This is a genomic window from candidate division TA06 bacterium, assembly GCA_004376575.1.
GTDB lineage: Bacteria > Hydrothermota > DG-26 > E44-bin18 > E44-bin18 > E44-bin18.
On record SOJN01000009.1, the window covers coordinates 1 to 12,977 of the forward strand.

Below are 12,977 nucleotides of genomic sequence, written 5' to 3' on the forward strand. Positions count from 1 at the left end.
AAAACTAACATTTTCACTTAGTAATAAAAGCTATCATTTCGACATAGTAACCACATCTTAATCGAGCCGCTTGACAGATGGTGATTTCTTGAGTAGTATGGTTAAATATAGGAGTATGTTTCGTGCGTATGGCGTCGCTGGTCTCGACTGCATCTGAGTTCAATAGCGGCCTTCAGAACAGATACGGAAAGGTTCCGGATATTATCTGGTAGTGGTTCTCATTGTCTGTTCTTTTGGCATTTTTGGAGTTCACTGGACATTATCTGACATTATTTCCCTAGGCTGGCATAGTAGAATTCGGTGGAATAAAAAAGACTAAGAAACTCGGGGAGGGTAAAAACCTAAAAGCAAAGAAGAGACGCGACATTCGGTTCATTAGTTTGACCAAAATCCCGAAATGGGATTTTCGCCATTTTGGGGACAAATTTCAGTATGGAAGTAGCCGAAATCAAATGATTCAGAAGAGGAGTGTCTCAGCGTGCCAGAAAAACATAGAAACCTGCAGGTTTCCTACCCTCCCAATAGTGCCATGACTACTGCTGAACAGGGAATTCCCCCGGGGTCAATCTCTAGAAAGGAGGAAATCATGTAGAGCAAACAAGAAATCGAGCGATGTTTTTGAAGGCTTTTGCCTTAGAAACTTCTTATGGAGGTGGAGTATGGCAATAAATTGGGACGATATAAGCATAGAGGATATGAAGACACCCGACGCTAACTTTGATGTTGGGATTACAGAAATAGATTGTGCTTCAGGAAAGGTATCATTCGTCGTCAGCTCCGGAGGAGGAACAGGAGGGATGACAATCGGTGAACTGATTCCGTGGGAAGAATTCTCTTCAAGATGCGCAGATATGGAGCTCAAGGTAGATATTGAGCCATTTAAGGGAGAAGATTGCGATACGGCATTCCAGCTTCTGTTGACCGCTGAAATAGCAAAGGCGCCAGATGAGGTGAGAAGGAACGTAGATGCTGATAACCCCATGGACATTTTGAAGGAAGACGGAAGCCCATCATGGAAAAAATTCTGCTTCGCAATGGCTGTACGTGGTATGAATCCTAAGCTGGTCCCATTCGTTGAGGGGAGCTTCGACAAATCGTTTGACCTTTTGTTGAAGTCAGAAATTGCTCGTTTTACCAAAGAGAAAAGAAGCGGACGAAAGCAGAACTGAAGAGAAGCCAAAGCGAATGGTTCTTTTCTACCCTATAGGTCTTGCAGCTCGATAAGGAATAGCAATCTCGCCGCTCAGGGGAGATTCCTGCTCCTAACTGCTTCTAGCCCCTGCCAGCTGGCGTTGCGTTATTGGTTTCCGCAAGCCCCCGGTGACACGCAAAAAAGTGCCGTCATTGTAACTTAGAGCTGTAAGCTACAATATCGCTGTACACCATACGAAAAGGCAAGCTGTCAGTCATCAGCTAACATACAAACAGGCTGTATGCTATACGCTGTATGACAATGAAAAGTATCTCTCAAAAGCTTGTGTATATGGATTAGGGTTTTCTGTGGCGACGACCCAGTCATTGTCACCCAGGTCTGTATCGAGCCAAAAACTCAAGATATGCTGATGAAGACAAAGCCGGTGCCCGCCTAGGCATGGTTGCCTCCGGACCATAGCTCGAAACTCTTGAGTTCCTCTAATTCTATCTCAGCTGAAATGACTCGGGCCAGAGTTGCCAGAAACTCTGGGTTCTCATGCCCATCTGTCGTGGCTCTCTTCACATTCTCCCTGAGGCTCCAACCAGGAGACCTAGCTCCACAGGTTGTCAGTTCTTTGACACGATCTAGTGCCAGTCTTCGCTCATGCGGGTCTGTATCATGCGCATACTGGTAGAAGAAGCATTCAAGCAACAGTACACCATCGACAGCTGTTCCCAGTGCTCGATAGAGCATGCTCATTCCTTCTTCATGTCTACCTCTAGCCAGCAAAAAACCAGCATAATTGGCCAGATTCAAGGCATTATTGGGGTCAGCCTTGATCCCCTCTTTGAAAAGTTCCTCCGCCTCCTTGTGTTTGTTGCGAACATTCGCCAGAAAGTGGGCATAGATACCAATAGTGTTCCCGTTGTCGGGATCGAGCTCAAATGCCTTCTCCAAGTATTGCTGAGCGCCATCATGGTTTGCACGAATGTTCGTGAGAAAAACGGCATAGTTTCCCAGATTACCAGGGTCATGCGGATCAAGCTCAACTGCCCTTTCGAAATACTCCTCGGCCCTGTCATAGTCCATGCGAATGTTCATGAGCAAAATAGCATAGCCACCGTGACTGCGAGGGTTATCCGGATCTTTCTTGAATACCGCCTCGAAATACTTCTCGGCCAACCTATAGTTCCTACGGGCGCTCATAAGGAAAATGGCATAGTGACCGAGATTGGCAATATTGTCTGGCTCGATCAGGGTGCCTTTCTTGAAATACTTCTCCGCTTTATCAAAGTTCCTTCGGACATTCCAGAGAAAAACGGCGTAGTTGCACATGCTGTCCACATTCGATGGGTCTAGGTCAAGAGCTTCATTGAAGTAGTCCTCTGCCTTATCGTATCGCTTCCGAGCATACACCAGAAAGCCTGCGTAGTTGCGCAGGGTGTCAATATTCCTAGGATCAAGTTCAATTGCTTTCTTAAAATATCTCTCGGCTGTATCGTAGTCCTTGTAGACCTTAGTTAGGAGAACTGCGTAGTTGCTGAGCGTATAGGCATGCGTCGGGTCAAGCTCAATTGCATTCCTGTACATCTGTTCCGCAGCATCGAAATCTTTGGCCACCTTCTGCAGAAAAACTGCATAGTTGGCAAGATTCGCTGCGTTGTCTGGCTGCACCTCAACGGCCTTTTTGAAATACAGTTCTGCTTGCTTGGGCTTTCTGAGCTTCTCCGCCAAGAATACAGCATAACTGCCCAAGAGATAGATGTTTTCAGGAAATCTCCTGAGCGCTTTTTGATATGTTTTGTCGGCTTGCTCAACGTCCGTTTTGCTCAAGGCTTCTGCCCTAAACAGGAGCGATAGCCATGGCTGAAAGGATCCAGCCACGTTGTGTACCGCTCGCCTGAGCGCTCGCTTCTCTGTCGTCTCAGGCTTGGCCTCCACTTCGGTGCTCAATCTCTTGAAGGTCCCAATATATGTGTCATGCAGGCTCCTAAATCGCCCCCATTCTGGATGTTCCAGTCCAAACTCATTGAATATCAGAAGCATAAGCTCATCGAAATCCTTATGCCTAACCCACTTCGCTTCTCTTTTTCTCAGCCAAGTTCCCATATCATTATCGGGCACTCTCTCGCCTATCCAGTAAAGACCCCAGGGCAGCGCATCTCCTGGCAGGCTGTCGAGTATGTTTACTATGCTTCTGTCATTTCCACCGTAACCAACGAAGACCAAGCCCATTTCCGAAAGCAAATTCTTGAGTGTACGCTTTGTTCCCTCATCCAGTTCCATTGTTTCGAGCTCTGTGTTTCGAGGGGCAAGTCTGGCATCGCCGTGCAACTTTATTACAAGGGGCCGGCTCCGACTGACCGTGGCAAAACCGACCAATGACTCGTGATAAATTACGAGGGGTTTTTTGTTGGTGTAGAGATATAGGGCATCAGCTAGCAGGTCATCGAAATTGGTGGTGAGAGCAACATTACAGTGCCTACCATAGATCTTACTGCACATAACTTGCGCCAAGACAGCATATCCAAAGCCAGGGTCTATCCCGTCAGTTAGTCGTTCTATCTCTATTTGCCTTTCCTGAGGGCTTGAAAACATGGCTTCTACCACTTCTCCATACAGCAAAGCAGGCCTGTCCTTTTGATATTGGGGAAAAGCCTTTCTGACCCACTGGTCAGTGTCGTTCTGGCTTCCGGTCTTCACTTCCTTCAGTCGGGGCAGCCAGTTCCTTACAAGTGTTCCAGCAGCGGGAATACCCGAAGATACTGAGCATCCGGAACCCAGAAAGAACGCGAACCGACAGTCAATCCTGTTCATCGCGTTCTTGAAGCGCCGTGTAAACTCTCGAACTCCCATGGAGTACACTTCAGACCTCCAAGAAAAACAACGGTGCCCGACCCCAGGAAACCTTGTTAAATGCTTGCATTTGAGGCTGCTATGAACACTCTTGAATCCCGGACACAAGAGCTTATGAGTCTCAAGAAGTCAGAGCAACCGTATTCCTCTGGCAATTGGCCCAATGGTGGATCCTTGCCGAATCTAGACCCGCGTATTCAACAACCGTAGGCATTGATGAATAGAGACTCCGCAAATGTTGGGCATATGTCTGGTGCCCTTCCCACTTTATTCCTCCAGAATGAGAAGGCAGGATTTCATGTGTATTCCAATTTGAGTTGCTTAGGCTGCTCATCCGTCTTTAACTTCTTATCTAGCTTCTTGTTTACCATATCCGAAATGTTCATAGGAGCCTTCCTTTTCCGAAAACCTTCTCTGAGAGTCTCAAAATACAGGAGATGCCAATTATCATTCTTGAATCTCTCCGCAAACATGGGCGACCTAAGCTTTCTCAGCAGTTGCTGCTCCCTTTGATGCGGTATGACCAAGAACTTGGGAACAGGTCGGTCAATATTTGACCCCCTATTCAGGGCTTCTGTCATCATAGTTGTTGCTTCCACCTCGAAGGACTTACTTATTGTGTTGTCCTTTATCCACAGCAGGTCGATATTGGCAACTACACTATGGTTATGTGCATTTGTAATATTCCGGGTGTCCTTTAAATCCACATACTGTTTCAGCTTGTTCGGTTTGCCGGGTGGCACTGTGATTTTGTGTTGGTGTTCGGGCTTGCCTATCCAAATCACATAACCCAGTTTTCTCCCAGTCTCTGCCAGAATCGCAAGAATTTCTGTATGTGCCCTTACAATCTCTTTTTGGCCAGCATCCTGCCTCATTAACCAGTACCCCCTTGTCGTGGGCCTCGCATAGGCCTGGAGAGCACCCTTGATGCTTATGCTGTCTGATGTGAGGGCGTTTGGGAATTCCGTGCTTACAGCATCCCAAACTTCAGTGAAAGTAATCCTCCCCTTTTGCTGGACTTTTCGCAAAACAGTCTGCTCTATCCGCTCAGAAAGTGGAACCGTCTTAAGATGAGGAATACCTGCAGGATTTCTCAACCACCAGAGTTGTCCCTTCGTTTTCCGGAGTTCCACGGGAACCAGCACAAACTCACTGCCTATGTGCGCCTTCAAAACACTCTTGACATCAAGCCCGGATTTTAGCTCCGAGAAATAACCATGCCTCGCTAACTGCGGGTCAATTGCATTGATTATGATAGTATATGGAGTCTCTTCCCCTCGTTCAGCCAAGACTTTGATTGTGGTTTCAACTACGATTTTCTCGAACCGCTTTTCATCAATTTCTTCCGGAGGAAGTGGCTTCTCACCCGCGGACCCCTTATAGAATCTGAAGTAAAAATCGCCTTGTGCAGACCCAAAGGGTTGTAGCAAAGATTTAGCTGAAGGCCTTGCTAGCTCCTGATGATGGATTTTTTGGTATTCAAAACCAGCAAAGACAGCAGCATAAATCGTTGCGTTTCTTACCTTAAAGGTTGGATTATGAAAAGTAACCGTCGCATAGCTGTCAGGCTTTAGCAGGGTGTACATCTCATCGAAACTTCTGGAAAGCAGGCTATGATAAACATCAAAACTCTTGCCTTGTCTTTGATTCTCCACTACTTCGTCTGATACCATTTTCTCCAAATATCCCTTATCCTTTCTCAACCAAGAGGCCCAGAGATAAGCCAATTCACCGAACTGGAGAGAGCCCCCATACGGAGGATCTGTGAATATGTAATCAATGCAGCTGTCCCCTCCAGGTTCTTTGGATATCTTCCCCATTAAATCAAAACACGAACCTGTATATATAAAGACATCAGCCTCACCTTTGAGCACTTCGTGGTAGCTGCGCGCAAAACGCACAGGCTTGAAATATCTATTCGATTCTTCCTTCGCCTTTATCAGCCCTTGGTGGCCTAGAATCGAACTTTGGAATCTCAGCCACACATTCTGCTCCATATTCGGCCCTGAAGGATACCAATAACTATGCTGTGTCCAAGCCGAACTGAACGGCGTAAAATGACCGGCTTCAGAAATCGGACACATTCGAGTGCACAAATGCACCATAGAAGTGAACGCGATCCTCAGGAAATCCCTCAACTCTCTACTTGTCTCCTGTTCGATTGCGTCGATAAGCCACGCGAGAGCCTGGAGATTGCGTTTTGTGAAAAGTTGGTCAATAGACTCATATTTTTGCTTTTCCTTGAATGGCTGTCCACCTGGATAATAGAGTCTTTGCTTCGGGTACCATTCCTGGATCTTTGCTTTCTTCATTTTCCTGAGCATCAGTCTGTCAGAACTATCTGGCGTGCAATTCTTCGCTTGCCTGTCGCCACAGAAAGGGCACTTCGCATAACGAATTTCCTTGCACTCACTGCCTTCCCAGATTGCACAATTCAGGGGTATTTCTTTCCCACACCTACGACACTTGGTCTGGTAGAGAGAAAGGATTTTGTCTTTGACTTTGTCTTCTACTCTCTCATATGCCTTACGTAGCCGAATCAAGGAGATGGGTTTTACGGTCAATCGAATAATCTCGGTTGCGATGGGGAGGATGTCACAGACTATCGCCTTTCTATTGTTTTTGAGTGCCTCGAGAGCAGTTACCCCACTCCCTGCAAATGGGTCGAATACAATCCCGCCTTCTGGGCAGTATGCCTTTATGTACTCCGCGATCACGTTCCACGTCTTACGAGACCAGAATTTGTGCCAGTTATACATAGGAGTATGGGCCTCAGGAGGTATCTGTCGATTTATGTGAGCAAGGTTTGAATTTGCCGCATTTGAGGCCTTACCGTTGCTGACTTTCATTCGCTCCAATTTCCGTTCATTAGTCCTTTATCCTTTCTTCCACAATGGATCACTAATCATTTTAGATATCACGTCGGTACATAGGTTAAACAACGACTGAGCTCCTTCAATATCATAACGTGCTTCCGGGTGTATGGTGGGATTCCGAAAGTTCTCACGGATGTAGTCCAGATTCCCAAATGTGGTTGTTGAAGGTCTCTTTCTTTTTTTAACCCAGTCGGCTGTGATATTCCCCCAATTAAGCGTCTTGACCCTCTTCTGCTTGACGACGCGACAATAGAACTTCCTTAGAACCTCCTCTGTAGCCCGCAAGATATGAAAGGCGGCAGCAGTGCTACGCTCGAAGGCTATGCACATTCCTGCTTCCTTCACATCATGCTTGGCGATTTCCGGGAGTTCATTGAAGACTCCTTGAGGAAAGAGTGCTTCATGTTTGGTAGTTAGTTTGTCTACAGAAATCCGTTTGTCGGTTGTGAAGAAAGAATGTATTCCTTTCGCTTCGGCTTGGAAGGTCTTGTCAAGTGCCGACATAATGCCTCCTAATTCATTGGCTTCATCTTTGGTCAGCCTTGGCGCACCTCCCCTATCCTTTGTCTTCTTCAGAAATTCACCCAGCTCCTCCGCAGCCCTGCAGGTGACGAACATGTCGTATTCCTTAAGATGCTGTAGAAGACCCTCTATGGCTTCCTTGATAAATGACTTCTTTCTTCCTGACTTGTTCTCATGTGTTATCCAATCACCCTCTTTTCGTTCGTGCAAATACCACCAAGATCCCCCAAGATAGATCAAACCAAATATTGATCTTTTGACCATCTATTCCTCCTATTCCGGAGCCCACTGCAAACCACGAGACATTCGCTAGGCTACTGAACTTCGCTAACCTGCCTCTGTTAGTGTCCCTGCTCTCATCTTATAATCCCTTAATGCCACTCTGTCAAGGTCAAAGCTAAGTTGACATTCGGTGTGGGCGCAGGTTCGGAGGGCAGGCCCCTATTTGGCAAGCGTACAGGTGCATCAAGCTGACAGCTTCTTCTCATTTTCGCTTGACAACTTTGGAACCTTTCAGTAGATTAGACGTCCTAACTATTAGATTCGCTAACATAACCGAAGGTTATACGAATAAACAAACCGTCAGCTGTCAGTTTCATTAAAGGAATGTGTATGGGTAAGGTTAAGCGCAAAGAGATAGAAGAAGTTCAGATACTCTTCTCTCAGATCATGCGGAGCTTGAGAGCTCATCCTTCGCGAAAGATGGTCGCGTACCACACCACCTTCGCACAAATGAAGGTGTTGTGGCTCCTAGGCGCCAAAGGACCTTTCACAATGGGAGAGGTTGCCCAGATGCTTTCAGTTACCAGGCCAACTGCGACCTCAATCGTGGACAAGCTGGTGTCAAGAGCCTTGATCCGAAGAGAAAGGGACGAAAAGGACAGGCGAGTTGTGAAGCTCGAACTTTTGCCGAAAGGAACCAAAATTCTCACAGCGAGGCGTAAACATTTTGTAGGTCGGATCGCTTCAATACTTCAAGGACTAAATGAGACAGAGCGATCCCGTTTCGTGGCAGCGCTCAAGGTCGTAAACAACACTGTGCAGAGAGCTACTATAGAAAGCAAACAGCGGAGGTAGAAAGAGAAATGCGTCTTTTCAGACTCACCATTTTGATGCAAACTGCCCTGCTCATCTTAACCGCAACCAGTGCCATCTGTGCGGGAATCACTCTTTCCCTTGATGAATGCATCGAACTCGCTCTCAAGAACAACCCCACTATCATAAGAAACAGAGAGGCTGTGAGTGAAGCTGAGATAGGCGTCACGATCTCGCGTTCCTCCTACTTCCCGAGACTCGACGCTTCTAGCTCCTATACGAGAAGTGGGAATGGGATAAGCCGCGGGAGTTATTCAAGTGGACTCAGTTTCTCACAGATTCTTTTTCAGGGTGGACGAAACATAGCAGTGGTCAACGCCGCGAAAGCGCAGACGGAGATCGCTGTCCAGAATCTGAGGCAGAGAGAAAACGAGATCGTGGAGTCCGTGAAAGGCATCTTCTACTCAGTCATCAAAGAGCAGGACCAGTTGTCACTTACGGACGATGTCTTGAAAAGAAGAAACGAAGACTTAATTCTTATCAGGCTCAAGTATAGGGCAGGAACTGAGAGCGATGCAGCCGTTTCAGAAGCTGAAGCCAATTTCTCACAGGCTGAATACGACAAACTGGCTGCCGACGAAAGATTGAGACTGGCAAAACTTCGGCTCAACCTGTCTATGGGAAAACCACGAGAAGCACTGCTGGAAGTGAGAACGACAGAGCATCTTCCCGATTTTCCTTCGAGAAGTGAAGTGGTGGCAATGGGGCTCCGTCACAGACCTGAGATGGCGAGGGAGGCGTCTCGGGTGAAGTTGCAGAGAGCGTATCAGTCACAATCCAAAGGCGGCTTCTTTCCAACTTTCAGACTTAATGCCTCCTTCAACCGCAGCGGCGATCGGTTCCTTGCCGATGATAACAGCTGGAGTGCGGGAGTCAACGCCAGCCTACCCCTTTTCGACGGGCTGAGAACCCCAGCAGATTACTTCCAGAGCAGAGTATCATTGAGGCGACAGTTGGCACAGTATGAAGAAACAAGACAAAGTGTTGAAGAGAACATCGAGAAAGCCTACTCTGATTGGCTGCTGGCTAAAAAGAGGATGGAGGTTGCGGAAAAGAGTCTGACCGCAGCGACTGAAATATATAATCTTAATAGGCTTCAGTACCAACAAGGAAGGGCAAGTTATTTCAGTTTTCAACAGCGAGAACTCTCGCTCACCAGAGCGGAATATGAAAGAGTGAACGCCTCATACAATCTCTTTGTAAGCACAGCCGAGCTGGAGAGAGCGATAGGCAAATCGTTGTCGGCTGAACTCAAGGGGGAAGAATGAAAAGACGCACTAAGGTCATCATCTTCATAGCTGTCATCGCGGTGATAGCTGCCACCGTCTTTTTTCTTTTGAAACTGAGAAAGAGACCCGAGCAAGGGTTTGCCGAGACGACAGTCATCACCGCAGAAAGAGGTAACATAGAGGTCAAAGTACTGGCAACTGGCACGATACAGCCTTTTACCAGAGTGGTAGTGCGTTCCCCACAGAAAGGGAGGCTGGAAAAAGTCTTAGTCGATGAAGGTGATCGTGTATGGAAAGGCCGTATCCTTGCTCTCGTCTCCGGAGAAGACAGGATTTCGTTGCTCGATGCTGCCAACTCTATGATGCAGGAGGCAAAGGCAGCCGGGGACAAGGAGGCCATTGAACGAGCGAAACAGGCCAGGCAAATGGCGATGAAAGCCTACCTCCCTATACCCATGACCTCACCACTGAGAGCGCGAGTCATAAAACGATCGTGCCAGCCGGGACAAAATGTCAGCTCGAACGACATTCTGTTCGTTTTATCCGATAGGCTGGTGGCCAGTGTTGAAGTTGACGAGACGGACATAGCTAAAATACATGTGGACCAGAGAGCGACAATAACCCTTGATGCGTTCCCGATGGAGAAGAGAGCGGGCAAGGTGGTGAAAATATCTCAGGAGGGTAGAACAATCTCCAATGTAGTTATCTACGATGTACAGGTCAATGCCGCATCAATTCCTTCGACCTGGTCGTCTGGGATGACTGCCAACGTCCAGTTTCTAATCCACGACCTCAAAGACGTGATAGTCTTACCGGTGGGCGTGGTTCACCAGGAGGGCATGGACAAGATGGTGATGCTTGCTGGTGGGCACCCGCGTCCGCACAAAATCGAGACCGGTGCTACAGATGGGAAGATGATCGAAATCAAATCTGGACTCTCCGAAGGTGACAGTGTTCTTGCCATGGGATCAATGGGCAAGGCCGCGGGCATGCAAAGGTCTGAAGCCATGCGAGCACTTTACAGAATGAGACAAATGTCAAAATCAAAGGGACGCGGACGTTGATAGAACTCAAAGGAATTCATAAGAAATACTGGATGGGAAAAGTTGAGGTCCCGGCGTTAAACGGAGTCTCCCTCGAAATTGAAGACGGTGATTTTGTTGCTATTATGGGGCCTTCCGGAAGCGGTAAGTCGACCTTGCTCAATGTAATCGGTTGTCTTGACATACCCACCAGTGGTGAATACCGCCTGGATGGGATACCTGTCCAAGGGATGGCTGAACGGGAGCTGGCAAATATCAGAAACCAGAAACTGGGTTTCGTTTTTCAGAGTTTCAATCTTCTTCCCAGACAGAGCGCGCTCAAGAACGTGGAGCTTCCTCTTGTTTATGCAGGCCGTAGTAGATTGAGGAAGAAGACGGCCCTAGGCGCTCTTGAAATAGTCGGTCTTGAGGACAGGGCTCTTCACAGGCCGGCCGAGCTGTCTGGTGGAGAGCAGCAACGCGTGGCCATTGCAAGAGCTCTGGTGAATGATCCTTCCATAATTCTCGCAGATGAGCCCACAGGCAACCTGGATTCGGCTTCAGGGGAGGAGATTATCTCAATTCTTGAGGAACTGAACGACAAAGGAAAAACGATAGTACTTGTGACACATGAAGACTTCATTGCGGCCCGGGCAAAGAGAATAGTGAAAATGATCGACGGCAAAGTCGTCGAAGACGAAAGGAAAAATGGTCAAAGACCTAAAGAACCGGCAAAGGAAAAAGAACCTGAAAGAAGACCAGGAAGGCGAAGATTCAATCCTGGAGAATGGAAGGAAAGCCTTTCTATGGCCGTTTCTTCCATTCTTGCAACCAGACTCCGTTCTTTTCTCACCATGCTTGGGATGATTGTCGGTGTGGCTTGCGTGATAGCGATGATATCACTTGGACAAGGAGCGAGAGACCAGATAACTGAAAGGATAGAGAGCCTTGGTGCAAACCTTCTTTTTGTTCAGCCTGGTGCGGCCAGAGAAAGACACGTGAGGTATGAAAGAGGGTCAGTGGTGAGTCTGGTGGCTGAAGATGCTCATGCATTGAATGACGAAGCTCCTGCTGTGGCTCAAGTTGCCCCTAATCTGACCCGCTCTGCTCAAGTTGTGTATCGTAACAATAATGTTAGGACCCGTATTCATTCGACAACAGAAAACTATCCCTCAATCAGAAATTCTCCTGTTGAAAAGGGCATATTCTTCTCAAAGGAGGACGAAACTCAAAAGAGGCGTGTAGCTGTTCTCGGCCAAACAGTGGTCAGAGAACTTTTTGAAGAAAAAGACCCTCTAGGCGAGTACATCAAGATAAATAGAGTCAATTTCCAGGTCATAGGAATCATGCGGTCCAAAGGAGGATTTGGATGGCGGGATGAGGACGATATAGTCTACATTCCCTTGTCCACAGGTCAAAAGAGACTGTTTGGCGTTGACTACTTGGGCTGGATAGATGTCGAGGTTTCTTCCAGGAACTTGATGAAGAAGGCAGAAGAAGAGATAACTCAGATATTAAGAAGAAGACACAAGATACAACCCGGTGCCCCTGATGATTTTCATATCAGGTCTCAAGCGGAGTATCTCTCCACTGTTCAGGAAACGAGCAAAACGTTTACCCTGCTTCTGGCAGGTATCGCAACTGTCAGCCTTATTGTCGGTGGTATCGGCATAATGAACATCATGCTTGTGTCGGTCACAGAAAGAACGCGGGAGATTGGTATAAGAAAAGCTCTTGGAGGTCAGCGGAGAGACATACTCGGTCAGTTCCTGATTGAAGCAGTGATGTTAAGCCTGACAGGGGGAGCTCTGGGAATACTCTTAGGAATAGTATTCTCGAGATTTATGAGCAGAATTGGAGGCTGGCCAACATCAGTGTCTCCCAACGCCGTCCTGCTATCTTTCACCTTTGCTGTTGTAATTGGTTTGTTCTTTGGCCTTTATCCGGCGAGGAGAGCAGCTTCGCTCAGACCCATCGAAGCGCTACGGTACGAATAACTGGATTTGTCCATGCTGTTGCAAGGGCAAACAACTAAAAAATCAAAATGTCGAGGATCCTGCCTGCCCCGTTTCTCGCGAAGCGAGATACACGGGGCCTGTCCTGAGCGATGGTCGAAGGGAGTGAAGTGCTGCCTGTCCCGAGAGAAATCGAGGGGAGTTTAGTCGAACCACGGAGTCGAGGGCCAAGCTGCAAATTTCCAAATTCCGGCCTCCTCCCTACCGGGAAGAGAGTTGTCATTGCG

8 protein-coding genes are annotated in these 12,977 nt (G+C 47.6%); 5 read left to right on the top strand and 3 right to left on the bottom strand.

Annotated elements, in window-relative coordinates:
* Positions 1-659 precede the first annotated feature (659 nt).
* Positions 660-1,169: a hypothetical protein gene (locus tag E3J62_00385; GenBank protein ID TET47763.1), complete on the top strand. Its 510-nt coding sequence runs from the start codon at positions 660-662 to the stop codon at positions 1,167-1,169.
* Between the two features lie 416 nt (positions 1,170-1,585).
* Here E3J62_00385 and E3J62_00390 read toward each other — a convergent pair whose 3' ends face one another.
* From E3J62_00390 to E3J62_00400, 3 genes are all read right to left on the bottom strand, one after another.
* Positions 1,586-4,000 (bottom strand): tetratricopeptide repeat protein, encoded by a 2,415-nt coding sequence (locus E3J62_00390; protein TET47764.1) that lies wholly within the window; start codon positions 3,998-4,000, stop codon positions 1,586-1,588.
* 287 nt (positions 4,001-4,287) lie between these two features.
* Positions 4,288-6,840 (bottom strand): hypothetical protein, encoded by a 2,553-nt coding sequence (locus E3J62_00395; protein ID TET47765.1) that lies wholly within the window; start codon positions 6,838-6,840, stop codon positions 4,288-4,290.
* Between the two features lie 27 nt (positions 6,841-6,867).
* Entirely contained in the window at positions 6,868-7,653 is a 786-nt protein-coding gene (locus E3J62_00400; GenBank protein ID TET47766.1) for a hypothetical protein, read from the bottom strand.
* 342 nt (positions 7,654-7,995) lie between these two features.
* Between E3J62_00400 and E3J62_00405 the strand changes: the two genes are divergently transcribed.
* Genes E3J62_00405 through E3J62_00420 form a run of 4 tightly spaced genes read left to right on the top strand, consistent with a single transcriptional unit; the run spans position 7,996 to position 12,732 of the window.
* Positions 7,996-8,466, top strand: coding sequence for a MarR family transcriptional regulator (locus tag E3J62_00405; GenBank protein TET47767.1), 471 nt, complete (start codon positions 7,996-7,998; stop codon positions 8,464-8,466).
* Between the two features lie 8 nt (positions 8,467-8,474).
* Positions 8,475-9,752, top strand: a complete 1,278-nt coding sequence (locus E3J62_00410) for a TolC family protein (GenBank protein ID TET47768.1) — start codon at positions 8,475-8,477, stop codon at positions 9,750-9,752.
* The gene (locus tag E3J62_00415) at positions 9,749-10,777 is read left to right on the top strand and encodes an HlyD family efflux transporter periplasmic adaptor subunit (GenBank protein TET47769.1); all 1,029 of its coding nucleotides are present in this window, start codon (positions 9,749-9,751) and stop codon (positions 10,775-10,777) included. The genes E3J62_00410 and E3J62_00415 overlap by 4 nt, the downstream gene beginning before the upstream one ends.
* The gene (locus tag E3J62_00420) at positions 10,774-12,732 is read left to right on the top strand and encodes an ATP-binding cassette domain-containing protein (protein ID TET47770.1); all 1,959 of its coding nucleotides are present in this window, start codon (positions 10,774-10,776) and stop codon (positions 12,730-12,732) included. Before E3J62_00415 ends, E3J62_00420 begins: the two co-directional genes overlap by 4 nt.
* Positions 12,733-12,977: the final 245 nt, after the last annotated feature.